This is a genomic window from Pseudomonas sp. fls2-241-R2A-110, assembly GCF_030209165.1.
Classification (GTDB): domain Bacteria; phylum Pseudomonadota; class Gammaproteobacteria; order Pseudomonadales; family Pseudomonadaceae; genus Aquipseudomonas.
In genome coordinates this window covers 137,561-161,799 of sequence record NZ_JARVSN010000007.1, presented here as the reverse complement: position 1 = coordinate 161,799, position 24,239 = coordinate 137,561, and the positions used below count along the sequence as shown (strand labels likewise).

Here is a 24,239-nt window from a genome sequence, read left to right as displayed (position 1 = left end):
TCGCGGGCAAGCCCGCTCCCACAGGGTTCGGTGTACATCTGCAGGAGATTGGTCGGCTGGCGGACCGCCATCGCCGGCAGGCCAGCTCCCACAATGGACCGGTGTCCACCGCCCGCTCCTCACCACTCAACAGGCCGAGCGGTAGCTCGCCTGCAGCTCTTGATCTTGATCTGGCTTTTGATCTGCCCGCCCCGTCGGCAGGCTGAGTGGAGGCGTTCGTCTGGGGGGTAGGCGCGCAGCGCCGTGCGGCGGAGCCGCACACATCGAGAGGAGGTCGTCGCGAAGCAGACCGGAGGCGATGCCCCCAGATGAATGCCGGAACGAAGGAACACCGAGCCCCAGCGAGGGGCCGAACGTCGGGGCAAAGCCTTTTGGTTCCTTTTTGGCGTTTGAAAAAGGGACTCGCCGTAAGGGCGAAACCGCCAGCCGCCGTTACCGCAGCAACGGATATGTACACAAAACCACCACAATCAACAAAGGTTGCACCCGCCGGTACTACCTGAACACCCAAGCCCCAGGCCCAAGCCCGAAACCCAACACCCGATGTCCACTGACCAACAGTAACAAAACAATCTGCCCGCACAGACACAACAACCCCTTAAACAACAATCACCTACCCACCAAACAAGAACTCAATCTCATTCCCCCCCACGATCCCCATATCCCCCCCTCAATGACGGGTATAAATAAGTAACACCGCGCCCCAATCGAGTGCGCAAAACGTCCAGATCGCCCCGCACAAGTGCATCGGACGCACCGAAAAAACCCTGCGCAAACGGTCAAATGAACATGAATTTATACATATGCGACATTAAGGTACGTTCGTGCCACTGTTTAATGCCTGTGGTCGCTCAGGATCTTGCAATGGGTATGGCCCCTGCATAAGTATCCGCAGGCACGACTCACGAGGTCGTCCTCTAATTCCAAAAATGACAACAAATCATGAGGCCAACATGCTTAAACACGCGGTCATTCCGTTTTTAGTCGGCGCAAGCTTGTTAGCTAGCGCACCATTCGCCCAAGCAGCGACTAACCTGGTGTTCTGCTCCGAAGGGAGCCCGGCCGGTTTCGATCCAGGTCAGTACACCACCGGAACCGACTTCGACGCCTCTGCAGAAACCATGTTCAACCGTTTGACCCAGTTCGAACGTGGCGGTACCGCTGTCATTCCTGGTCTGGCGACCAGCTGGGACATTTCCCCGGACGGCCTGACGTACACCTTCCACCTGCGTCAAGGCGTCAAGTTCCACACCACCCCGTACTTCAAGCCCACTCGTGAGTTCAACGCCGACGACGTGCTGTTCACCTTTAATCGCATGATTAACAAGGATGACCCGTTCCGTAAGGCGTACCCGACCGAATTCCCGTACTTCACCGACATGGGGATGGATACCAACATCACCAAGATCGATAAAGTCGACGACAAAACTGTCAAGTTCACCCTGAAAGAAGTTGATGCTGCGTTCATCCAGAACATGGCCATGAGCTTCGCGTCCGTGCAATCCGCCGAGTACGCTGCCCAGCTGCTCAAGGAAGGCAAAGCCGCCGACATCAACCAGAAGCCGGTCGGCACCGGTCCGTTCGTGTTCAAGAGCTACCAGAAAGACTCCAACATCCGCTACACCGGGAACAAGGACTACTGGAAGCCTGACGACGTCAAGATCGACAACCTGATCTTCGCCATCACCACCGACCCGTCGGTGCGTATCCAGAAGCTGAAGAAGAACGAGTGCCAGATCACTCTGTTCCCACGCCCAGCCGACCTGAAGGCGCTGCAAGAAGACAAGACTCTGAAAGTGCCTAACCAGGCTGGTTTCAACCTGGGTTACATCGCCTACAACGTGATGGACAAGATCAAGGGCAGCGATCAGCCAAACCCGATGGCCCAACTGAAAGTGCGTCAGGCACTGGACATGGCCGTCAACAAGCAGCAGATCATCGACTCCGTTTACCAGGGTGCTGGTCAACTGGCCGTCAACGCCATGCCACCAACCCAATGGTCCTACGACACCACCATCAAGGACGCGCCGTACAACCCTGAGAAAGCCAAAGAGCTGCTCAAGGAAGCCGGCATCAAGGAAGGCACCGAGATCAACCTGTGGGCGATGCCAGTACAGCGTCCGTACAACCCGAACGCCAAGCTGATGGCTGAAATGCTGCAATCCGACTGGGCCAAGATCGGTATCAAGGCCAAGATCGTGACCTACGAGTGGGGCGAGTACATCAAGCGCTCCAAAGGCGGCGAAAACGGCGCGATGCTGATTGGCTGGAGCGGCGACAACGGTGACCCGGACAACTGGCTGAACGTGCTGTTCGGCTGTGATTCGCTGCAAGGCAACAACTTCTCCAAGTGGTGCGACAAGAAGTTCGACGGCATCGTTAAAGAAGCCAAGCGTACAACCGACCAGGCCAAGCGCACCGAACTGTACAAACAGGCACAACACGTCCTCAAAGATGCTGTGCCAATGACACCTATCGCTCACTCGACGGTGTTCCAACCCATGCGCGACAACGTGCAGGACTTCAAGATCAGCCCGTTCGGCTTGAACTCCTTCTACGGCGTCAGCGTCAGCAAGTAAGGTTTTGCAGCGGCGACGTTTTTAACGTCGCCGCTGCTTTATCTGCCGAGAAAGCAGGAATCCGCCTACGTCCAAATCCGCTGCGTCGTACAGCAGAGGTTCAGGACGCGTCGCCTTTTCCCACGAGTCTTTCGGACTCTACGCATTTACTGCCGGACCCACGGTACATACCGTCGGGATCCGACCAGTTCATGTGTGGACTCTCGGTTCTTGCTGCACATGATGGTTTGAGATCAATGATGCCTCCACGTCCCAGGACGGGACGGCGGCTCATTGTCAAAACACTAAACAAGAGGGAGCGTCATGCGCCATACCTTGGTTTTATCCGCATTGCTGGGCACCGGCCTGTTGGCCGCCACTTCCATCAGCCAGGCCGCCAACAACAGCCTGGTGTTCTGCTCCGAAGGCAGCCCTGCTGGCTTCGATACCGCGCAGTACACGACCTCGACGGATAACGATGCCGCCGAGCCGCTGTACAACCGATTGGCAGAGTTTGAAAAAGGCGCCACCAACGTCGTGCCAGGCCTGGCAACGAGCTGGGATATTTCCGAGGACGGCCTCAAGTACACCTTTCACCTGCGCGAAGGGGTGAAGTTCCACACCACCCAATACTTCACGCCAACCCGTGATTTCAACGCCGATGACGTGCTGTTCACGTTCAATCGCATGCTGGATCCACAGCAACCTTTCCGTAAGGCTTATCCGACCGAGTTCCCGTACTTCAACGGGATGAGCCTGAACAAGAACATCGCCAAGGTCGAGAAGACCGGGCCGCTGACCGTGGTCATGACGCTCAACAGCGTCGACGCCGCGTTCATCCAGAACATCGCCATGAGCTTCGCCGCCATTCTGTCCGCCGAATACGCCGACAAGCTGCTGGCCGAAGGCAAGCCTAGCGACATCAATCAGAAGCCGATCGGCACCGGCCCGTTCGCCTTCAAGAGCTACCAGAAAGATTCCAACATTCGCTACACCGGCAACAAGCAGTACTGGGACCCTAATCGGGTCAAGCTCGACAACCTGATTTTCGCGATCAACACCGACGCCTCGGTGCGCGTGCAGAAGCTCAAGGCCAATGAGTGCCAGATCACCCTGAGCCCGCGCCCCGCCGACGTGGCCGCACTGAAGAACGACCCGAAACTCAAGCTCATCGAGAAGCCCGGCTTCAACCTTGGCTACATCGCCTACAACGTCCGCCACAAACCCTTCGACCAGCTCGAAGTGCGCCAGGCACTGGACATGGCCGTGAACAAACAAAGCATTCTCAACGCCGTGTACCAGGGCGCCGGCCAACTGGCGGTCAACGCCATGCCGCCGACCCAATGGTCTTACGACGACACGATCAAAGACGTTGCCTACAACCCGGAGAAAGCCAAGGAACTGCTCAGGGCTGCCGGCGTGAAGGAAGGCACCGAAATCACCCTGTGGGCGATGCCGGTTCAGCGCCCTTACAACCCCAACGCCAAATTGATGGCCGAGATGCTCCAGGCTGACTGGGCGAAAATCGGCCTCAAGGTCAAGATCGTCAGCTATGAATGGGGCGAGTACATCAAGCGCACCAAGAATGGCGAGCACGACATCAGCCTGATCGGCTGGACCGGCGACAATGGAGACCCGGACAACTGGTTGGGCACGCTTTACAGCTGCGACGCCATTGGCGGCAACAACTACTCGATGTGGTGTGACCCCACTTACGACAAGTTCATCAAGCAGGCCAAGGTCGTCACCGACCGTGACCAGCGCACCGAGCTCTACAAACAGGCGCAGCACTATCTCAAGCAACAAGTGCCGATCACGCCTATCGCCCATTCGACGGTCAACCAACCGTTGAGCGCCAAAATCGAAGGATTCCAGGTGAGTCCTTTCGGTCGCAACGTGTTCTCGGGTGTCAGTATCGACCAATAACCGATTAGCCAGAAACGCTGGGGGCGCTTTGCGCCCTCAAGCAAGCGTATTGCCGTAATTCGCCAATCCGGCCTACAGCAAACGTTTGCCATGCCTTGAATGAGTTCTAAACCAAATAGCCGGATCACCCAAAAAGACCGGCATTAAAAAAAGAAAGTAAGGAGCTTCACCCATGAAACTGAGCAGCACCGCGTTATTGGCCCTGGCCATCAGCAGCGTAACCGCCACGGCTTACGCAGAAACCCAAAGCCAGGAATTCACCCCGGTTACGGTCAACACCAAAAGTGCTCAAGCCGATGCAACCGGTTTTGTCGCAGGCAGCACGGTGACTGGCAGCACGCGTAACTGGTACGCCAACGAACAACTGAAACGTGGTGGCAAGTTCACTTACCGCAAAGACGGTGTAGCGACCCCGACTGATCGTCGTATCAACTGGGTCCAGGGCACCATCGTCAAATACAACTCCGGCTTCACCGAAGGCACCGTGGGTTTCAGCACTGAAGTGGCGGCCTACAACGCTGTCGCGCTGGAACGTGACCGCGAGAACCTGGCGTCCAACAATGGCGGCGCACCGGGCTCTCGTCCAGGCGCGGGCAACAACCGTACCCTGACCAAAGAAGGCGGCGACGCCCAAGGTCAATGGAGCAAAATCGGCCTGGCCAACATCAAGGCCCGTGTCTCCAATACCACCCTGACCGCCGGCCGCATGAACTTCAGCAGCCCGCAGGTCGACGTCATCGGCAACCGTCCGCTGCCTTCGAGCTTCGAAGGTGTGGCGATCCACAGTGAAGAACTGAACAACCTGGCCTTCGACCTGGGCTCCTTTGACCGTGTTTCGCCACGTACCGAAGAAAGCCTGAGCAAGTTCCGCTCCGAATACGGCAACTCCAGTGCCGAAACCGATCGCGTCAACACCGGTGGCATCACTTACACGCCATTCGCCAGCCTGACCACCAGCCTGTGGGGCACCCAGGCCCAAGATCTGTGGAACCAGTACTACTTCGGCGCCACCCACGTGCTGGGCGACAGCCAGGTCGTAAGCCTGACCACCGGCCTGAACTACTACAAAACCGTTGATTCGGGTTCGGCCAAACTGGGCAAGATCGACAACCAAGCCGGCTCCCTGTCGTTCGGCCTGACTCACCAGGCTCACAGCCTGACCTTCTCGTACCAGGAAATTAACGGTAACGAGTACTTCGACTACCTGCATGAAACCAACGGCATCTACCTGGCCAACTCCCTGCTGTCGGACTTCAACGGTCCGAACGAGAAGTCCTTCCAGATCGCCTACGGCCTGAACATGGCCGAATACGGCGTGCCGGGCCTGAAGTTCAACATCTACCAGGCTCGCGGCTGGGGCATCGACGGTACTCACTACACCGGCAACGAAGGGGTAGCAGGCAAGGGTTACGACGGCATCCAGAACCAGGACGGCGAAACCCATTACGAATACGGTATCGGTGCTTCGTACGCCGTGCAGAGCGGCCCTCTGAAAGCGACCGCGATTCGCGCGACCTACACCGCTCACCGCGCCAGCGAAAACCAGGCGGATGGCAGCATCAACGAGTTCCGTCTCGTGACCACCATCCCGTTCAACATTCTGTAATGCACCTGCCGAACGGCTGATTCAGTGATGAATTGGCCGTTCGGCTTTTGTCCTTTAACCGATTGCAGAGGGTTCTTGATGAAAATGCTTCCCCTACGTGCGGCCATCGCCGCCGCGTTGCTGAGTGTCGCTGTTGGCGTCTCGGCCAAACCCCTGGTGGTCTGCACCGAAGCCAGTCCGGAAGGCTTCGATATGGTCCAGTACACGACTGCAGTCACCGCCGATGCGGTGGCCGAGACCATCTTCAATCGTCTGGCGGACTTCAAGCCCGGCACCACTGAAGTGATTCCGGCACTGGCCGACTCCTGGGACATCAGCGAGGACGGTCTGAGCTACACGTTCCACCTGCGCAAAGGCGTCAAGTTCCACACCACCGATTACTTCAAGCCGACCCGCGACATGAATGCCGACGATGTGGTCTGGAGTTTCCAGCGTCAGCTGGACCCGAATCACCCATGGCACAAACTGTCGAGCGTGGGCTTCCCGTACTTTGAAAGCATGGGCTTCAAGGAACTGCTCAAAAGCGTCGAGAAAGTGGACGACAACACCGTCAAGTTCACGCTGACCCGTCGTGAAGCGCCATTCCTGGCCGACATCGCCATGGCCTTCTCCTCGATCTACTCCGCCGAGTACGCCGACCAGTTGTTCAAGGCCAACAAGACCGGCGACCTGAACAACAAGCCCGTCGGCACCGGCCCGTTCGTGTTCCAGCGCTACAACAAAGACGCCCAGGTTCGCTTCAAGGCCAACCCGGACTACTTCCGTGGCAAGCCGCCAGCCGAAGCGTTGATCCTGGCAATCGCCACCGACAACAACGTGCGCCTGCAAAAGCTCAAGGCCAACGAGTGCCAGGTCGCGCTGTATCCGAAACCGGATGACATCCCGAGCATCAAGAAAGACGAAAAACTGAAAGTCGATGAAATGAACGCGATGACCGTTTCCTACATCGCCATGAACACCACGCACAAGTACATGAGTGACGTGCGCGTGCGTAAAGCCATCGACATCGCCTTCGACAAGGCCGCTTATGTCAATGCGCTGTTCGGCAAAGGCAACGCCACGGTCGCGGTCAACCCGTACCCGGACACGTTGCTGGGCTACAACCACGACCTGAAGAACCCGCCTCGTGACCTGGACAAGGCTCGCGCCTTGCTCAAGGAAGCCGGTGTACCGGAAGGCACCACGTTCACCCTGTTCACCCGTAACGGTGGCGGCCCGACCAACCCTAACCCGATGCTCGGCGCACAAATGATGCAGGCCGACCTGGCCAAGGTCGGGATCAAGATCGATATTCGCGTCATGGAATGGGGCGAAATGCTCAAGCGCGCCAAAAACGGCGAGCACGACATGGTTTCCGCCGGATGGGCGGGCGATAACGGCGACCCGGATAACTTCCTGACGCCTATGCTCAGTTGCGAAGCCGCCAAGAACGGCGAAAACTACGCACGCTGGTGCAATGACAAATTCCAGACGCTGATTGATCAGGCAAGGGCTAAAGTGAACCCGACGGAACGTGCAGCGCTCTACGAACAGGCCCAGGTGGTTTTCAACCAGGACCAGCCATGGATCAGCATGGCGCATACCCGTATGTTCACCGCAATGCGCAACAACGTAGAGGGCTATCACATTAGCCCCCTCACCACTAATAACTTCGCCACCACCCAGGTGAAGTAGATAAGAAACTACCGGCATTCCTGACCCAGGAATGCCGGGCACGCCTAACCGGCTGATGAGGTAGCACACAAGATGTTTAGTTTTATTGCCCGCCGATTGGGGTTATTGATCCCCACGTTCTTCGGCATCACCTTGCTGACTTTCGCGTTGATTCGCATGATTCCTGGCGACCCCGTGGAAGTAATGATGGGCGAACGTCGAGTCGACCCCGAAATGCATGCTCAGGCAATGGAACGCCTAGGTCTGAACAAACCGCTGTATGCCCAGTACATGGATTACATCGGCAAACTGGCCCACGGCGATCTCGGCGAGTCCCTGCGGACCCGTGAAAGCGTCTGGACCGAGTTCACCTCTCTCTTCCCCGCGACCCTGGAACTGTCCATGGCCGCCCTGTTGTTCGCCGGCGTCCTGGGCCTGTTGGCCGGGGTGATCGCGGCACTCAAGCGAGGATCCCTGTTCGACCATGGGGTGATGGGCATCTCCCTCGCGGGATATTCGATGCCGATCTTCTGGTGGGGCCTGATCCTGATCATGTTCTTCTCGGTGTCCCTGGGCTGGACCCCGGTGTCCGGGCGGATCGACCTGCTCTATGACATCGAGCCGCGTACCGGCTTCATGCTCATCGACACGTTGCTGGCCGATGACATCGGTGCCTTCTTCGATGCCCTGCACCACCTGATCTTGCCGGCCATCGTGCTCGGCACCATCCCGCTGGCCGTTATCGCGCGGATGACCCGCTCTTCGATGCTCGAAGTGCTGCGCGAAGACTACATCCGTACTGCCCGTGCCAAAGGCCTGTCGCCAGCGCGCGTGGTGTTCGTGCATGGCCTGCGCAACGCGCTGATCCCGGTACTCACCGTAGTCGGCCTGCAAGTCGGCACATTGCTGGCCGGTGCGGTCCTGACCGAAACCATCTTCTCGTGGCCCGGCATCGGCAAATGGCTGATCGAAGCCATTGGCGCACGGGACTACCCAGTCGTACAGAACGGCATCCTGTTAATCGCCTGCCTGGTGATTCTGGTCAACTTCGTGGTGGATATCCTCTACGGCTTTGCCAACCCACGCATCCGTCATCAGCGCTGAGATCATCATGACCATGACCACTTCAATTCCAGCGGTAGCAGTCGATCAAAGTCTGCTTTATCCGTCCCCGTACAAAGAATTCTGGCAAGCGTTTTCCAAGAACAAAGGCGCCGTCGCCGGCCTGCTGTTCATGCTGCTGGTGATTTTCTGCGCAATCTTCGCGCCTTGGGTTTCCCCGCATAACCCGAGCGAGCAGTACCGCGACTTCCTGCTGACCCCGCCGGCCTGGCTGGAAGGTGGGCAGATCCAGTTCCTGCTCGGCACCGATGAACTGGGGCGCGACCTGCTGTCGCGGCTGATCAACGGTTCGCGCCTGTCCCTGCTGATCGGTTTGTCGTCGGTGGTGATGTCGCTGATTCCGGGCATCCTGCTGGGTCTGTTCGCCGGGTTCTTCCCGCGCGTGCTCGGCCCGACCATCATGCGCCTGATGGACATCATGCTGGCCCTGCCGTCCCTGCTGCTGGCGGTAGCCATTGTCGCCATCCTCGGCCCTGGCCTGATCAACACCATCATCGCCATCGCCGTGGTTTCGTTGCCGTCCTACGTTCGTCTGACCCGCGCCGCGGTGATGGGCGAACTGAACCGCGACTACGTGACCGCCGCGCGCCTGGCCGGCGCCGGTCTGCCACGCCTGATGTTCGTCACCGTGCTGCCTAACTGCATGGCGCCGCTGATCGTTCAGGCCACCTTGAGCTTTTCCTCGGCGATTCTCGACGCCGCCGCACTGGGCTTCCTCGGCCTTGGCGTACAACCGCCAACCCCTGAGTGGGGCACCATGCTGGCTTCGGCTCGCGACTACATCGAACGCGCCTGGTGGGTGGTAAGCCTGCCGGGTCTGACCATTTTGCTCAGCGTGCTGGCAATCAACTTGATGGGCGACGGTCTGCGCGATGCGCTGGACCCGAAACTCAAGAACGCCGCCTGAGGAGATTCAAATGTCACTGTTAGAAATCAAGAATCTCAACGTTCGCTTTGGCGACAAGAACGCCGTTCCGGTGGTCGACGGGCTCGACATTACCGTGGACAAGGGCGAAGTCCTGGCCATCGTGGGCGAGTCGGGTTCGGGTAAATCCGTGACCATGATGGCGCTGATGGGCCTGATCGAGCATCCGGGGATCGTCACCGCTGACGCGCTGAATTTCGACGGCAAGGACATGCTCAAGCTCAGCAACCGTCAGCGTCGGCAAATCGTCGGCAAAGACCTGGCCATGGTCTTCCAGGACCCGATGACCGCGCTGAACCCGAGCTACACCGTCGGTTTCCAGATCGAAGAAGTGCTGCGCCTGCACCTGAAAATGTCCGGCAAGCAAGCCCGCGCACGGGCCATCGAACTGCTGGAAAAAGTTGAAATCCCGGGCGCCGCCAGCCGTATGGATGCTTACCCGCATCAACTGTCCGGCGGCATGAGCCAGCGCGTTGCTATCGCCATGGCGATTGCCGGCGAGCCGAAACTGCTGATCGCCGACGAACCGACCACGGCACTCGACGTGACCATCCAGGCCCAAATCATGGACCTGCTGCTGGCGTTGCAGAAAGAGCAGAACATGGGCCTGGTGCTGATCACTCACGACCTCGCGGTCGTGGCCGAAACCGCTCAGCGCGTGTGCGTGATGTACGCCGGCCAAGCAGTGGAAGTCGGTCAGGTGCCTCAGTTGTTCGACATTCCGGCGCACCCGTACAGCGAAGCGCTGCTCAAGGCAATTCCGGAACACAGCCTGGGCGCCACACGCCTGGCCACGCTGCCGGGCATTGTTCCCGGTCGTTATGACCGTCCGCAGGGTTGCCTGCTGTCGCCGCGTTGCCCGTATGTGCAGGAATCCTGCCGTCAGCAACGCCCAACCCTTGACCCGAAAAGCAACAGCCTTGCCCGCTGCTTCTACCCGCTGAATCAGGAGGTGGCGTAATGGCCGTCGTACTTACCGCCCGCGACCTGACCCGTCACTACGAAGTGTCCCGTGGCCTGTTCAAGGGCCATGCGACCGTGCGCGCCCTGAACGGTGTGTCGTTTGAACTCGAAGCCGGCAAGACCCTCGCGGTCGTTGGCGAATCGGGCTGCGGCAAATCCACCCTGGCCCGTGCCCTGACGCTGATCGAGGAGCCGTCCTCCGGCTCCCTGAAAATCGCAGGGCAAGAAGTCGCCGGAGCCGACAAGGCTCAACGCAAGCAACTGCGCAAAGACGTGCAGATGGTGTTCCAAAGCCCATACGCTTCGTTGAACCCACGGCAGAAAGTCGGTGACCAGCTCGGCGAGCCGCTGCTGATCAACACCAACCTCTCCGCCGCCGAGCGTCGCGAGAAAGTGCAGGCGATGATGAAGCAGGTGGGCTTGCGCCCTGAGCACTACCAGCGTTATCCGCACATGTTCTCCGGCGGTCAGCGTCAGCGGATCGCGCTGGCCCGGGCGATGATGTTGCAGCCAAAAGTGTTGGTGGCGGATGAACCGACATCGGCGCTGGACGTGTCGATCCAGGCCCAGGTGCTGAACCTGTTCATGGATTTGCAGCAAGAGTTCAACACCGCCTATGTGTTCATTTCGCACAACCTGGCAGTGGTGCAACACGTTGCCGATGACGTGATGGTGATGTACCTCGGTCGCCCGGTGGAAATGGGCCCGAAGAACGACATCTACGAGCGTCCTCTGCATCCGTACACCCAGGCGCTGCTGTCGGCCACCCCGACCATTCACCCGGACCCGAACAAGCCGAAAATCAAGATTGTCGGCGAGTTGCCCAACCCGTTGAACCCGCCGTCGGGTTGCGCTTTCCACAAGCGCTGCCCGTACGCGACCGAACGCTGCAGCACTGAAGAGCCGGCCCTGCGCCTGCTCGACAGCCGCCAGGTTGCGTGCCACTACGCCGAGCAATTCCTCGACGGCGCGGCATAAAAATGTGGGAGCGAGCCCGCTCCCACAGTGATACCTGACCGGCCTCAACAGCCCCTTCTATTTCGATTGCGCATCAATCGGAGCAGAAGGGGTTTTCTTTTGCCCGCGATTTAGCGGCTAGGTCTGACCGTCGTCCGCTTCGTCACTGTCGGGCTCGTCCGTGGTCGAATCGTCATCGCCTTTGCTTCCGCCCTGATCCTGATCGCCCGGTTCCGATTCGGATTTGGCAATCATCTGGCCCGTGTGCATCGCCTGCCCGCTGGACGCATGTTCTCCCTGATCCGTGCACTGCGCCCAAGCTGCAGACATGCTTACGGACAGCATCACCAAAACCTTTAGCAACAACACAACGCGTTGAAAAATGCTCATAGCCGAATCCATCCTTTCTTGAGGTAAAGCATGGTTGCCTGTTGGAGCGCTGATTGAAATCTAGTCTTGATCGGCGCAGTTCTCCAGATAGGACGCTAATGAATAGACGGAATGCCGCTGATGGGGAGATTGGTTTTGAATAATCGCTATGGCGAACAGTTATTTCGAATCCTGAAACGATCCCGTGTGGGAGCGAGCTTGCTCGCGATTGCGGTCATCTATTCAACACTACAGGCGACTGAACGGACGCCATCGCGAGCAAGCTCGCTCCCACAAGGGGATTGCTTCAGGCAATAAAAAGCCCCGGTGCTTTCGCAACGGGGCTTTCGGTGTTTCAGCTCAGCTCAGCTCAGCGCTTAGTGATGCTCACGCGTCGCACGGAATTTCACATCCGGCCAGCGCTCTTCCATCAGCGCCAGGTTGACCCGTGTCGGCGCCAGGTAGGTCAGGTGGCCACCGCCGTCGACCGCCAGGTTTTCCACCGCCTTGTTGGAGAAGGCCTCAAGCTTCTTCTTGTCGCTGCAGTCGATACAGCACCCAACAGCACTACATGAATGGCTCGTTGAAAAACCCTCACGGAACTCTTCTTTTCAATAGGTGGGTTTCATCCTGCATCCCAAAAGCTAGACCCAATACGCGACTCTCGCCAAAAAATGGTCAGTCAGGTTAGTCCAACGCTTACTAAAGCCTTGGACCAAACCGAGTTGACGACTTGGATAGTGCCGCGGCCTTTGATGCTGACTCCGTGATAATCGACTAAAAACCAACACCGTAATGTAATAGTAAAGCATTGATTCGACAACGAACTATTTCAATAGGAAATCACTCCAGCATTTATTATTACTAAATTGTTGACTCATCCGCTGGATTGATGAGGCGAACCTATGGAATTTTAATATAAAGCAACAACACTAAAATCCCTAGCGCGCCTAAATTTTTGTTTTTATTGCGCTATTCCTACCACACCATGAACAAGCCTATAAATGCAAATTGTCAACTGTCACAAATGACAGTATACCGTTTTAAGAGTGCTTGCTAAATTCGACAACGTATTAACGCCATTTAATAAAAGGAACACCCCATGAGCACCGATATTGAGTACACCCCTCCGAACGCCAAAGTAACCAGCAACGATGTCGATAAAGTAAGAAAGTATGTAAATACTGGATTATCACTTCCCACGACACTAGACAGCATCAACATTGCGTATCACGGTGCCGTTAACGACGATGGCATTAGCGCTGCAGATCTTTTGACCACGTTTGTCAATATCAATAGGCATGCCAGTCAGTGGTCAACTCTAGAAACTGACATCATAAAGGTTGCTGTTTCTCTTAAAAGATTTGCAGGCGACCTTAAGGACTATACAGAACCTGCAATTGACGAAATCAAAGAAATGGAGGGTTACAATGATTATGCACTTAAAACCAGTAGCCTGACGGAAGATCAGATCAGTATGTTTCGATCCCCTCTAGACGAGGGAGATACCAATACAAAAAACACGTATGCGACTATCGACGAGTACGTAACCTCAATCATTCAATCCATTCAGAGCAAACAAACTGAAGCAACTAAAATAAAAGACCAATTAGTGGAATTTGACAAAAACCTGAATTCGATTGAAGTAGATGTGGGTCAGAAGACTGCGAAAGCACTCGCATCAAAGACATTGCAAGAACTAAGAGACATCACGGTAAAACTTGTCGCCATTAACAATTCGATCAGTGATCTAAGAAAAGAATCAAAATATAGCGTTGGCGAGTGGTTTATGTTTGCCACTATTTTAAATCCACTGATAGGTGTACCGCTGTGCGCCTTATATTTTGGCGATCGAGACAGGGGATATAATTCTAAAATCAACGACCTGCAAAACGAAGAAAACACGTTATTATCCAGGCAAGCCGAGCTACAAAAAGTAGCCGCAGTACTTAATAACATTCAATCCGCGATGCGTAGCCTTGGCATTTTTACACGCGGCGCCATCGAAGGCTTGATGCAAATTGAGACACTGTGGGGTACAACGCTTAAGGAAGTGATCGCATCGAAAAACATACTGAGCAAAACTAAAGATTTCAGTGAACTTACCATCTTTATTATAAAAATGACCACTGTGCTCAATCGATGGAAAAAAATCAATGATTACATGGCAGATATGACAACCGCCTTTAGCCAAAGAAACTAATTTTGGAGGACGAAAAAAATGACCATCGAATTGCTCCCCTGCTGTAAACCTAACATTCTAAAAGCGCGCATCCTGATACGCGAGTACGCGAACATCAAACTGAGCAACGCCTATATTCCAGCGCTAAGTCAAGAGTTCCAAAGCATTAAAATCTCACTCGACGATGCCGATCGAGTTTTTAATGAATCCCTAAGCAACGTATCAAGCATTTTGGATGACAGCGAAATCAGAGACTACTTAAAAGTCCTCAAGAGCAACGTTCAAGAGTCTACTATCATCCCTTTTAAAAAGGAGCTGAAAAAGGCTCTTGAAACACTCAAGTCAGAACTTGAAGCGCTTACCCGCCGAATGAAGGCTACTTTGGGTAATTTTGAAACAGCTACTATCTCCGACTATTCTGGGGAGCTTTCCACTCTGGAATCTGAGCGCATCAAATTATTAAGCAACCTTCCCAGCGACCAAAAAAAACTAAGCACCCTTCGGGAGCAATATGACGTGCTTGAAAAGGCAATCATCGAGTTCCAGTCAAAAACGTTCATCGATAGAGGTCAGCCAATTTTTGACGAGCTACAAAAAGCAGTCACAGAAGTTGTTGACCAACCCTCTGAAAAGACGAAAACGGCGGTCAAGGCAGGTATGAATATTGCGCAAAGCCTGCTTAACATTGCGAATGAGAACCTTAAGTATAATAACTTGATTGAGGCGCGCGACAAACTGTCCGGTGAAATTAACATCTGGCAGTCACAAATGAACTACGAGCAAAAACAGGTCAACATTATAGATGACAAAAAATCACAACTGATGGCACTTTTTGACATTATCGACCCCCGTAAGCTTTATGTAGTAGAAAGCCAAAAAATTATTGACACACTTACAAAACTTATAACCCATGTTTTTTTTATAAATAGCGATTTAACTACTACGGAAGGACTGGTTGCCGTGGCAGATAAGCTTCTGGAAAATTACCCTGCGTTCCCGGACCATATTGACTCACTCGCGTATTATTGGTTACGCGACGCGTAACCATGTAAGCAGCCAATACTCTTAACCGCGACAAAAAGTGCATTTCCTGGTGTTTTCAGGGAGTCAGTTGTAAACATGACATAGCTCAACCTACCTATTTGACAAGTCGAATTTTATAACGAGGAACACAACATGGATAGTTCAACAATCAATCTTTTCCTAGAAGAAGAGGCGTCTACCTGCTTAGATACGAAGTGGAGCTATTGGGCGTTAATTGAAAATTCCGAAGGATGGCTGTGCGCACTTCTCGGCTCTGTCAGTTGGTTTGAGGAGTGCTGGCCTCATCTGCCGCACTACTGGTCAGGCGACAGCAAGAAGCTTGAACAATTCGCTCAAGACACCATTACCTATTCAAACACACGCAAATATCTTGGTGCAGAGACTTTAGCCGTACGAAGTAAACTATTAAATATAGCGGAAAATATTCAACTTTTTGGCGACTCAGTCATTAAGGCAATCGATGGCACCTCCGCAGGCACCAACACTCAAAACCTCAGCCAGGCACAGATAGATGACTTTAACTCTTCGCTATTGAGCATTGAAGATTCTGGTTGTGTGCAGAGCTTTTCAAGTCATATGGACGCACTTCGAGAGTCCATTTCCGGCGCTCTGGATGACGTCTCTACATTTCAAAGCAAGGTGTCAAAACTAAAGTTTCTATTAGCTAACAACGTGCGCCCCAATGTTGAGGGAGCGCTAGCCTTTAGTTACCCGCGCGAAACATCCTCAATAAATGACGCTCGCACAAGAATAGAAGAAGGGAAAAAAAATGGAATATCTATCGAAAAAGCACTCTTTGAAGAAAAAATGTTTTTAGACCTGCGAAATGCTCTAGCCAAAGCAAAGCATGAGGAGGTTAGTTCACCTCTGATATTTGGTCACCTACTAATGGCTTTCTTAGAACTTTCTGAATCCATATCTCGCGTGCAGCCAGCCCTGTCAAAATTTGAATTACTCTGGATAGAAACGAGCAGCTTTATTCTTAATTCAAAAGACAATGTCAACACTATCAAAGACATAAAGATGCTTAAAGTCTTTAGGGTAAGAATGAAAAAAATCATGGAAGACTGGAACAATGTAAAAACAACCCTAGGTGCTCAACCCGTGATTAGGCAGTAAAAAAACACACCTAAATTCGCTCGAGCATCTCCCCGCACTTTATGGACCTGAATAATTAAACAACGAGAATTAAAATGAAAATAAAAGTCAGCACGCTCCCAGGCTACGTAGCAAAACTATCGCATGGCAAATTGGTTGTGTACCAAAACTGGGTGACATTCGATAAAGGCACGACCAAGGTATTCCGAAGTTCACAACCCTACTATAACGACAAGGATGACACGCTTCAAAAATTTGACGCCTCGGCTATTACACTTCTAAAAAACTACGGAATCAAAGGCATTATCAGCCTGAATCAAAAGCTATTAGAGGGCACTAGTGCATCTGAATTAAGCAAGGAAAGTATCACCTATCACCATCTTGAAGTTAAAGACTTTAATACCCCTACAGCCCAAGAGCTCATGCAGGGTTGCAAGGCAATCGATAGTGCCCTGAGCAAAGGGAATGTTTTGGTCTATTGTGGCTTTGGCCAGGGAAGAACAGGGACGATGATGACGGCTTATGAAATATACAAACTTCCCAAAGGAAGTGCGGCCTCCAAGCTAGAAGCCGTTATCGCCGCGTCTACTGCAGAAATCGATGACCAGGAAAAAAGCCTGCGCGCACTCTACAAACTACAAAACCCGTAGTAAGACAGCCCCGCTTTGAAAATGAGAGTGGCCATCATGACCACTCTCTATTCGCTCCTGCAGCGCTTAGTGATGCTCACGCGTCGCACGGAATTTCACATCCGGCCAGCGCTCTTCCATCAGCGCCAGGTTGACCCGTGTCGGCGCCAGGTAGGTCAGGTGACCACCGCCGTCGACCGCCAGGTTTTCCACGGCCTTGACCCGGAATTCCTCAAGCTTCTTCTTATCGTCGCAATCAATCCAGCGCGCGGAATACACGGTGATCGGCTCGTAGGAGCACTCGACCTTGTATTCCTCTTTCAAGCGGCTGGCGACCACATCGAACTGCAGCACACCCACGGCGCCGAGGATGATGTCGTTGCTGCGCTCGGGGAAGAACACCTGGGTCGCGCCCTCTTCCGCCAATTGCTGCAAGCCCTGGCGCAGTTGCTTGGATTTGAGCGGGTCACGCAGACGCACACGACGGAACAGTTCCGGGGCGAAGTGCGGGATGCCGGTGAAACCCAGGACTTCGCCTTCGGTGAAGGTGTCGCCGATCTGGATGGTGCCGTGGTTGTGCAAACCGATGATGTCGCCGGCAAACGCCTCTTCCAGCTGCTCACGCTCGGAGGAGAAGAAGGTCAGCGCATCGCCGATCCGCACGTCCTTGCCGGTGCGCACGTGGCGCATCTTCATGCCCTTTTCGTACTTGCCGGAGCAGATACGCATGAAGGCGATACGGTCGCGGTGTTTAGGGTCCATGTTCGCCTGGATCTTGAACACGAAGCCGGCGAATTTCTCTTCGACTGGCTCAACGGTGCGCTCGTTGGCGACGCGGGCCAACGGTTTCGGCGCCCAATTGACCACAGCGTCGAGCACGTGATCGACACCGAAGTTGCCCAAGGCCGTACCGAAGAACACCGGGGTCAGTTGACCGTCGAGGAATTCCTGCTGGTTGAACTCGTGGCAGGCGCCCTGCACCAGTTCCAGCTGATCGACGAAACGATCGTATTCGTCGCCCAAATGCGCGCGAGCTTCATCGGAGTCGAGCTTCTCGATGATTTTCACATCGGTGCGCTCGTGGCCGTGACCGGCGGTGTACACGATGATGTAGTCGTCGGCGAGGTGATACACGCCCTTGAAGTCGCGGTAGCAACCGATCGGCCAGGTGATCGGCGCAGCCTTGATCTTGAGGACCGCTTCGATCTCGTCGAGCAGCTCGATCGGGTCGCGGATATCGCGGTCGAGTTTGTTGATGAAGCTGACGATCGGCGTGTCACGCAGACGACAAACGTCCATCAGCGCGATGGTCCGTGGCTCTACACCCTTACCGCCGTCGAGAACCATCAAGGCCGAGTCCACCGCCGTCAGTGTGCGGTAGGTATCTTCGGAGAAGTCTTCGTGGCCCGGGGTGTCGAGCAGGTTGATCATGTGGTCGCGATACGGGAACTGCATGACCGACGTGGTAATGGAAATACCCCGTTGTTTTTCCATTTCCATCCAGTCGGAAGTGGCATGGCGGTCGGACTTGCGAGACTTCACCGTGCCCGCAATCGCAATCGCCTTGCCCATCAGCAAGAGCTTCTCGGTGATGGTGGTTTTACCGGCATCGGGGTGGGAAATAATGGCGAAAGTGCGGCGTTTCGCGACTTCGGCGGCCTGTTTGGTCATGGGAAATCGCCTGGCAGGTGATTCAAAAAAGGGCGGCGAGTATAGCGCAAACCGGCATCGACGGACCACCGTTCGCCCTGTCGCCAATGGCGATTGACGGCTCCCTGAAGGATCAACGGTGGCTAAATGCTGCTAAATATGGAACCTTTTAAAAGGTGGAGGCGTCCACTCCCCTGTTACAGCACTCGTAGCAGGGTTTGAAAAATCTGCAAGTTAGCCTGACGAGGCTGCGCTTATGGCTCGATTCATGTCCCTTTGCGGACATAGAACGCGCTGCTTTTCGCGAACGCTTATGACCGGCAGCCAGCAATGGCATTGCCACAAAGGACTGCGTTCGCCGACCAAGAAAAAAAGGAGTCCGCCTGTGGCTATTCGCTATGGCAAGGGGCTTATTGGAGGTGCGGTTGTCGTCGCTCTCCTGGCCCTGCTGGTCCACTGGATTGGCATCAATACGATCGAACATTACCGCGACGATTTGTTGTTTTACCTGCAAGCTCATCTGATTCTCGTCCTTGTCTCCATGCTGGCCGCCCTTGTCGTGGGCATACCCGCCGGTATCTTCCTCAGCCGCCCGACCATGGTCGACCGTGCTGAACGCTTCATGCAGATCTTCAACATCGGCAACACTGTGCCGCCTCTCGCCGTACTCGCCATCGCCCTGGGGATTCTGGGCATCGGCAGCGGCCCCGCGATCTTCGCCCTGTTCCTCGCCTCGCTGTTGCCGATCGTGCGCAACACCTATGAAGGCCTGAAAAACGTCCAGGGTTCACTCAAAGAAGCGGCGGTCGGTATCGGCATGACACCGACTCAGGTGCTGTGGCGGGTCGAATTACCCAACGCCGTACCGATCATCATTGGTGGCGTGCGCGTGGCCCTGGCGATCAACGTCGGGACGGCACCGCTGGCGTTCCTGATTGGCGCCAACAGCCTGGGCAGCCTGATTTTCCCTGGCATCGCCCTGAATAATCAGCCGCAACTGCTGCTCGGCGCGGCCTGCACCGCCTTGCTGGCCTTGCTGCTCGACGGCCTGGTGACACTCGCCAGCCGCCTCTGGCTCGAACGCGGCCTACGCCCGTCTTAAGCCTCGGCAAAGGAATAATCATGAAACGACTGACCTTTATATTGGGCTGCGCCCTGCTGTTCGCAGGAATCGCCCAAGCCGCTGAAAAACCGGTAATCCGCATCGGCGCCCGGGTGTTCACCGAACAGACCCTGCTGGCCGAAATCACCTCTCAATACCTGCGCACCAAGGGTTATGACACTCAAGTCACCGGCGGTCTGGGCAGTAACCTGGCCCGTAGCGCCCACGAAAGTGGTCAGCTGGATCTGATGTGGGAATACACCGGGGTCTCGCTGGTGGCGTACAACCACATCACGGACAAGCTCGACAGCGCCCAGTCCTACGCCAAGGTGAAAGAACTCGACGCGAAAAAAGGCCTGGTCTGGCTCACTCCGTCGAAGTTCAGCAACACCTACGCCCTGGCGCTGCCGGAAAAAACCGCGAAGGCTTATCCGCAGATCAACACCATCAGCGAGCTGAACACGGTGTTGCAGGCTGAGGCGAAGTCAGATCACCTGGTGGCGCTCGACACCGAGTTTGCCAACCGTTCCGACGGACTGGACGGCATGGTCGAGCTCTACGGCATGAACCTGACCCGCAAGAACATCCGCCAGATGGACGCCGGGCTGGTTTACACCGCGTTGCGCAATAGCCAGGTGTTTGCCGGTCTGGTCTACACCACCGATGGTCGTTTGAACGCCTTCAAGCTCAAGCTGCTCGAAGACGACAAGCACTATTTCCCGGATTACACCGCCGCGCCCGTGGTGCGTCAGGACTACCTCGACGCCCATCCGCAACTGGCGCAAGAGATCAAGCCGCTGGCTGAACTGTTCGACGACGCCACCATGCGCCAGCTCAACGCGCGGGTCGATGTCGATCACGAAAGCCCTTCATCCGTTGCCGCAGATTTCCTGCGCCAGCACCCTATCAACTGAGGAGGAAAAGCCATGGAATTTTTGAACGCCTTTTCCCATCTCGACTGGCCGCTGGTGCTGCACCTGACCTGGCAGCACATCACTCTGGTCGGCATTGCGGTGACGCTGGCGATCCTCGTTGGCGTGCCGCTCGGCGTCCTGATGACGCGCTTCCCTACACTCGCCGGTCCGCTGCAAGCCAGCGCCACGGTGTTGCTGACGGTGCCGTCGATTGCCTTGTTCGGCCTGCTGCTGCCGTTCTACTCAAAGTTCGGCCAGGGCCTGGGCCCGATGCCGGCGATCACCGCGGTGTTTCTGTATTCGCTGCTGCCGATCATGCGTAACACCTACCTGGCGCTGACCGGCGTCGACCCTGGTATTCGCGAAGCCGCCCGCGGCATCGGCATGACCTTCGGCCAGCGCCTGCGCATGGTCGAACTGCCCATCGCGGTGCCGGTGATCCTCGCTGGCGTGCGCACCGCCGTGGTCATGAACATTGGTGTCATGACCATCGCTGCGACCATCGGCGCCGGTGGCCTCGGTGTACTCATTCTCGCTTCAATCAGCCGCAGCGACATGTCGATGCTGATCGTCGGCGCCGTGCTGGTCAGTCTCCTGGCCATCTTCGCCGACCTGCTTCTGCAATGGCTGCAACGCACGCTGACTCCAAAAGGACTGCTCAAATGATCGAACTTCAAAACCTCAGCAAGACCTTCCAAAGCAACGGCAAAGACGTAAAAGCCGTGGACTCGGTAAGCCTGACCGTCAATGAAGGCGAAATCTGTGTGTTCCTCGGGCCATCGGGCTGCGGCAAAAGCACCACGCTGAAGATGATCAACCGCCTGATCAAGCCGACCTCCGGCAAGATCCTGATCAACGGCGAAGACACCACCGATCTCGACGCGGTGACCCTGCGCCGCAACATCGGCTATGTGATCCAGCAGATCGGTCTGTTCCCGAACATGACCATCGAGGAAAACATCACCATCGTTCCTCGTCTTCTCGGCTGGGACAAACAGAAATGCCACGACCGCGCTCGCGAGTTGATGAGCATGATCAAGCTCGAGCCCAAGCAGTACCTGAATCGCTACCCGCGTGAGTTGTCGGGTGGCCAGCAGCAGCGGATCGGCGTGATTCGTGCGCTGGCGGCCGATGCCCCGTTGTTGTTGATGGACGAACCGTTTGGCGCGGTCGACCCGATCAACCGCGAGATGATCCAGAACGAGTTCTTCGAGATGCAACGGGCGCTGAACAAGACGGTGATCATGGTCAGCCACGACATCGACGAAGCGATCAAGCTGGGCGACAAGATTGCGATCTTCCGCGCCGGCAAGCTGTTGCAGATCGATCACCCGGACACCCTGCTTGCGCACCCGGCGGATGACTTTGTCAGCAACTTCGTTGGCCAGGACAGCACCCTCAAGCGCCTGTTGCTGGTGAAAGCCGAAGACGCGGCGGACAACGCGCCGTCGGTCAGCCCGCAAACGCCTGTGGCCGAAGCGCTGGAGCTGATGGACGAACTGGACCGTCGCTACGTGGTGGTCACCGACGGTGAGAACAAGGCGCTCGGTTATGTACGACGTCGCGACCTGCACCGTCAGACCGGGACGTGTGCGCAATACTTGCGCGAGTTCAATGCCACGGCGGCATTCGACGAACATTTGCGCATCCTGCTGTCGCGCATGTACGAGTTCAATCGCTCGTGGTTGCCGGTGATGGATGCCGAGCGCGTGTTCCTTGGTGAAGTGACGCAGGAATCGATTGCCGAGTATCTGAGCTCCGGTAAGTCCCGTGGCGGCAAGACCAGCATTGTTTCGCCGGCCGAAGTTGCCGAACAGGCTGCAATGGTCTGACCTCCCGCACTGATCGTTCCCACGCTCCGCGTGGGAATGCCGCCCCGGACGCTCTGCGTCCCCCTCTTTGAGACGCAGAGCGTCTCTTGATGCATTCCCACGCAGAGCGCGGGAACGATCGTTTGAGGGAACATCACACTGTCATGCAGGTCGGTTACATCAGTAACTGTCGAGGACCGCACGACGGAAGCGTGCAAAAACGCGACATTTTTAGTTGATCTCAAGCCCCTCACGCCCTAAAGTTCGCGCCGAACGTCCATGCTGGAAACGATCCATCCGGCTCAAGTACTGACGACGAGACAGCAAGGCCAAGGGAAGCACCGCTCCCCATGGCCTTTTTGCTTTCGGCGACATGCCTTGGGAAGTAGGCGAACCAAAGTGGGGATACGGAGGACGTTCATTTGCACCCATTGATTACTAACGTTTGCCAGTAGGAGCTCCCAAGTATGTCGATCAACGTCGAAGACTATTTCGCGCGCGATACCTTCAACAAAATGAAGGCGTTCGCCGACAAACAAGAAACCCCGTTCGTGGTGATCGACACCGCGATGATCAGCCAGGCCTATGACGACCTGCGCGCCGGTTTCGATTTCGCCAAGGTCTACTACGCGGTCAAGGCCAACCCGGCCGTCGAAATCATCGACCTGCTCAAAGAGAAAGGCTCGAACTTCGACATCGCTTCGATCTATGAGCTCGACAAAGTGATGAACCAGGGCGTTGGCCCGGATCGCATCAGCTACGGCAACACCATCAAGAAATCCAAGGACATCCGCTACTTCTACGACAAGGGCGTGCGTCTGTATGCCACCGACTCCGAAGCCGACCTGCGCAACATCGCCAAGGCTGCTCCGGGTTCGAAAGTCTACGTGCGTATCCTCACCGAAGGCTCGACCACCGCTGACTGGCCTCTGTCGCGCAAATTCGGCTGCCAGACCGACATGGCCATGGACCTGCTGATCCTCGCTCGCGACCTGGGCCTGGTGCCTTACGGCATCTCGTTCCACGTCGGCTCGCAACAGCGCGACATCAGCGTCTGGGACGCGGCAATCGCCAAGGTCAAAGTGATCTTCGAGCGCCTGAAGGAAGAAGACGGCATCCACCTGAAGCTGATCAACATGGGTGGCGGCTTCCCGGCCAACTACATCACCCGCACCAACAGCCTGGAAACCTACGCAGAAGAAATCATCCGTTTCCTCAAGGAAGACTTCGGTGACGACTTGCCGGAAATCATTCTGGAACCAGGCCGTTCGTTGATCGCCAACGCTGGCATCCTGGTCAGTGAAGTGGTGCTGGTCGCTCGTAAATCCCGTACCGCGGTAGAGCGATGGGTATACACGGACGTGGGCAAGTTCTCCGGCCTGATCGAAACCATGGACGAAGCCATCAAGTTCCCGATCTGGACCGAGAAGAAAGGCGAGATGGAAGAAGTGGTCATCGCCGGCCCGACCTGCGACAGCGCCGACATCATGTACGAAAACTACAAGTACGGTTTGCCGCTGAACCTGGCGATTGGTGATCGTTTGTACTGGTTGTCGACCGGTGCCTATACCACCAGCTACAGCGCGGTTGAATTCAATGGCTTTCCGCCGTTGAAGTCGTTTTACGTGTAAACGCAAAACACAGAAATCAAAAAGCCCATGACGTGTCATGGGCTTTTTTGTGTCCGACTGATCGTTCCCACGCTTTGCGTGGGAATGCAGCCCAGGACG

19 protein-coding genes and 1 pseudogene are annotated in these 24,239 nt (G+C 55.7%); 17 read left to right on the top strand and 3 right to left on the bottom strand.

What is annotated here, in order from left to right; all coding sequences use genetic code 11:
• Positions 1-953: 953 nt before the first annotated feature.
• The 8 genes from QRN31_RS06115 (at position 954) to QRN31_RS06080 (ending at position 11,731) form a co-directional block, all read left to right on the top strand.
• The gene (locus QRN31_RS06115; RefSeq protein ID WP_090175557.1) at positions 954-2,579 is read left to right on the top strand and encodes an ABC transporter substrate-binding protein; all 1,626 of its coding nucleotides are present in this window, start codon (positions 954-956) and stop codon (positions 2,577-2,579) included.
• A gap of 303 nt (positions 2,580-2,882) precedes the next feature.
• Positions 2,883-4,484, top strand: a complete 1,602-nt coding sequence (locus tag QRN31_RS06110; protein WP_285430809.1) for an ABC transporter substrate-binding protein — start codon at positions 2,883-2,885, stop codon at positions 4,482-4,484.
• Positions 4,485-4,656: 172 nt separating this feature from the next.
• Complete coding sequence (locus tag QRN31_RS06105) at positions 4,657-6,090, top strand: OprD family outer membrane porin (RefSeq protein WP_285430807.1); 1,434 nt, start codon at positions 4,657-4,659, stop codon at positions 6,088-6,090.
• A 78-nt stretch (positions 6,091-6,168) separates the two neighbouring features.
• The gene (locus QRN31_RS06100) at positions 6,169-7,764 is read left to right on the top strand and encodes an ABC transporter substrate-binding protein (protein WP_285430805.1); all 1,596 of its coding nucleotides are present in this window, start codon (positions 6,169-6,171) and stop codon (positions 7,762-7,764) included.
• Positions 7,765-7,836: 72 nt separating this feature from the next.
• Positions 7,837-8,847: an ABC transporter permease subunit gene (locus QRN31_RS06095; protein WP_285430803.1), complete on the top strand. Its 1,011-nt coding sequence runs from the start codon at positions 7,837-7,839 to the stop codon at positions 8,845-8,847.
• 13 nt (positions 8,848-8,860) lie between these two features.
• Positions 8,861-9,772, top strand: a complete 912-nt coding sequence (locus QRN31_RS06090) for an ABC transporter permease subunit (RefSeq protein WP_090188310.1) — start codon at positions 8,861-8,863, stop codon at positions 9,770-9,772.
• A 10-nt stretch (positions 9,773-9,782) separates the two neighbouring features.
• The gene (locus tag QRN31_RS06085) at positions 9,783-10,751 is read left to right on the top strand and encodes an ABC transporter ATP-binding protein (RefSeq protein WP_090175571.1); all 969 of its coding nucleotides are present in this window, start codon (positions 9,783-9,785) and stop codon (positions 10,749-10,751) included.
• Complete coding sequence (locus tag QRN31_RS06080) at positions 10,751-11,731, top strand: peptide ABC transporter ATP-binding protein (protein ID WP_222589761.1); 981 nt, start codon at positions 10,751-10,753, stop codon at positions 11,729-11,731. The genes QRN31_RS06085 and QRN31_RS06080 overlap by 1 nt, the downstream gene beginning before the upstream one ends.
• Before the next feature lie 117 nt (positions 11,732-11,848).
• Here QRN31_RS06080 and QRN31_RS06075 read toward each other — a convergent pair whose 3' ends face one another.
• Together QRN31_RS06075 and prfC are read right to left on the bottom strand one after the other, a co-directional pair.
• Positions 11,849-12,100 carry a hypothetical protein gene (locus QRN31_RS06075; protein ID WP_285430801.1) on the bottom strand — a complete coding sequence of 84 codons (252 nt, stop codon included), beginning with the start codon at positions 12,098-12,100 and terminating at the stop codon, positions 11,849-11,851.
• A gap of 356 nt (positions 12,101-12,456) precedes the next feature.
• A pseudogene (prfC, locus tag QRN31_RS06070) lies at positions 12,457-12,630 on the bottom strand (peptide chain release factor 3); the annotation flags it as partial.
• A gap of 551 nt (positions 12,631-13,181) precedes the next feature.
• On the opposite strand from prfC, the gene QRN31_RS06065 reads away from it, so the two are divergent.
• From QRN31_RS06065 to QRN31_RS06050, 4 genes are all read left to right on the top strand, one after another.
• Positions 13,182-14,282 carry an alpha-xenorhabdolysin family binary toxin subunit A gene (locus QRN31_RS06065; RefSeq protein WP_285430799.1) on the top strand — a complete coding sequence of 367 codons (1,101 nt, stop codon included), beginning with the start codon at positions 13,182-13,184 and terminating at the stop codon, positions 14,280-14,282.
• Positions 14,283-14,300: 18 nt separating this feature from the next.
• Positions 14,301-15,305: an alpha-xenorhabdolysin family binary toxin subunit B gene (locus QRN31_RS06060; RefSeq protein ID WP_285430798.1), complete on the top strand. Its 1,005-nt coding sequence runs from the start codon at positions 14,301-14,303 to the stop codon at positions 15,303-15,305.
• A gap of 132 nt (positions 15,306-15,437) precedes the next feature.
• Entirely contained in the window at positions 15,438-16,424 is a 987-nt protein-coding gene (locus QRN31_RS06055) for a hypothetical protein (protein ID WP_285430797.1), read from the top strand.
• A gap of 74 nt (positions 16,425-16,498) precedes the next feature.
• Positions 16,499-17,053, top strand: a complete 555-nt coding sequence (locus QRN31_RS06050) for a protein-tyrosine phosphatase family protein (RefSeq protein WP_285430795.1) — start codon at positions 16,499-16,501, stop codon at positions 17,051-17,053.
• 66 nt (positions 17,054-17,119) lie between these two features.
• Here QRN31_RS06050 and QRN31_RS06045 read toward each other — a convergent pair whose 3' ends face one another.
• A complete protein-coding gene (locus QRN31_RS06045) occupies positions 17,120-18,703 on the bottom strand; it encodes a peptide chain release factor 3 (protein ID WP_007942808.1) in 1,584 nt (527 codons plus the stop codon).
• 364 nt (positions 18,704-19,067) lie between these two features.
• Between QRN31_RS06045 and QRN31_RS06040 the strand changes: the two genes are divergently transcribed.
• The 5 genes from QRN31_RS06040 (at position 19,068) to QRN31_RS06020 (ending at position 24,140) form a co-directional block, all read left to right on the top strand.
• Positions 19,068-19,784, top strand: a complete 717-nt coding sequence (locus tag QRN31_RS06040) for an ABC transporter permease (RefSeq protein ID WP_090175580.1) — start codon at positions 19,068-19,070, stop codon at positions 19,782-19,784.
• Positions 19,785-19,804: 20 nt separating this feature from the next.
• The gene (locus QRN31_RS06035) at positions 19,805-20,698 is read left to right on the top strand and encodes a glycine betaine ABC transporter substrate-binding protein (RefSeq protein WP_285430793.1); all 894 of its coding nucleotides are present in this window, start codon (positions 19,805-19,807) and stop codon (positions 20,696-20,698) included.
• 12 nt (positions 20,699-20,710) lie between these two features.
• Positions 20,711-21,364 carry an ABC transporter permease gene (locus QRN31_RS06030; protein ID WP_090175586.1) on the top strand — a complete coding sequence of 218 codons (654 nt, stop codon included), beginning with the start codon at positions 20,711-20,713 and terminating at the stop codon, positions 21,362-21,364.
• Complete coding sequence (locus QRN31_RS06025) at positions 21,361-22,530, top strand: osmoprotectant ABC transporter ATP-binding protein OsmV (protein ID WP_208670009.1); 1,170 nt, start codon at positions 21,361-21,363, stop codon at positions 22,528-22,530. Before QRN31_RS06030 ends, QRN31_RS06025 begins: the two co-directional genes overlap by 4 nt.
• Positions 22,531-22,976: 446 nt before the next feature.
• The gene (locus QRN31_RS06020; RefSeq protein ID WP_285430792.1) at positions 22,977-24,140 is read left to right on the top strand and encodes a type III PLP-dependent enzyme; all 1,164 of its coding nucleotides are present in this window, start codon (positions 22,977-22,979) and stop codon (positions 24,138-24,140) included.
• Positions 24,141-24,239: the final 99 nt, after the last annotated feature.

Bases quoted from the DNA above. Each gene is read 5' to 3' on its own strand.
- QRN31_RS06115 (WP_090175557.1), top strand. From the start codon at position 954: ATGCTTAAACACGCGGTCATTCCGTTTTTAGTCGGCGCAAGCTTGTTA.
- QRN31_RS06110 (WP_285430809.1), top strand. From the start codon at position 2,883: ATGCGCCATACCTTGGTTTTATCCGCATTGCTGGGCACCGGCCTGTTG.
- QRN31_RS06105 (WP_285430807.1), top strand. From the start codon at position 4,657: ATGAAACTGAGCAGCACCGCGTTATTGGCCCTGGCCATCAGCAGCGTA.
- QRN31_RS06100 (WP_285430805.1), top strand. From the start codon at position 6,169: ATGAAAATGCTTCCCCTACGTGCGGCCATCGCCGCCGCGTTGCTGAGT.
- QRN31_RS06095 (WP_285430803.1), top strand. From the start codon at position 7,837: ATGTTTAGTTTTATTGCCCGCCGATTGGGGTTATTGATCCCCACGTTC.
- QRN31_RS06090 (WP_090188310.1), top strand. From the start codon at position 8,861: ATGACCACTTCAATTCCAGCGGTAGCAGTCGATCAAAGTCTGCTTTAT.
- QRN31_RS06085 (WP_090175571.1), top strand. From the start codon at position 9,783: ATGTCACTGTTAGAAATCAAGAATCTCAACGTTCGCTTTGGCGACAAG.
- QRN31_RS06080 (WP_222589761.1), top strand. From the start codon at position 10,751: ATGGCCGTCGTACTTACCGCCCGCGACCTGACCCGTCACTACGAAGTG.
- QRN31_RS06075 (WP_285430801.1), bottom strand. From the start codon at position 12,100: ATGAGCATTTTTCAACGCGTTGTGTTGTTGCTAAAGGTTTTGGTGATG.
- QRN31_RS06065 (WP_285430799.1), top strand. From the start codon at position 13,182: ATGAGCACCGATATTGAGTACACCCCTCCGAACGCCAAAGTAACCAGC.
- QRN31_RS06060 (WP_285430798.1), top strand. From the start codon at position 14,301: ATGACCATCGAATTGCTCCCCTGCTGTAAACCTAACATTCTAAAAGCG.
- QRN31_RS06055 (WP_285430797.1), top strand. From the start codon at position 15,438: ATGGATAGTTCAACAATCAATCTTTTCCTAGAAGAAGAGGCGTCTACC.
- QRN31_RS06050 (WP_285430795.1), top strand. From the start codon at position 16,499: ATGAAAATAAAAGTCAGCACGCTCCCAGGCTACGTAGCAAAACTATCG.
- QRN31_RS06045 (WP_007942808.1), bottom strand. From the start codon at position 18,703: ATGACCAAACAGGCCGCCGAAGTCGCGAAACGCCGCACTTTCGCCATT.
- QRN31_RS06035 (WP_285430793.1), top strand. From the start codon at position 19,805: ATGAAACGACTGACCTTTATATTGGGCTGCGCCCTGCTGTTCGCAGGA.
- QRN31_RS06030 (WP_090175586.1), top strand. From the start codon at position 20,711: ATGGAATTTTTGAACGCCTTTTCCCATCTCGACTGGCCGCTGGTGCTG.
- QRN31_RS06025 (WP_208670009.1), top strand. From the start codon at position 21,361: ATGATCGAACTTCAAAACCTCAGCAAGACCTTCCAAAGCAACGGCAAA.
- QRN31_RS06020 (WP_285430792.1), top strand. From the start codon at position 22,977: ATGTCGATCAACGTCGAAGACTATTTCGCGCGCGATACCTTCAACAAA.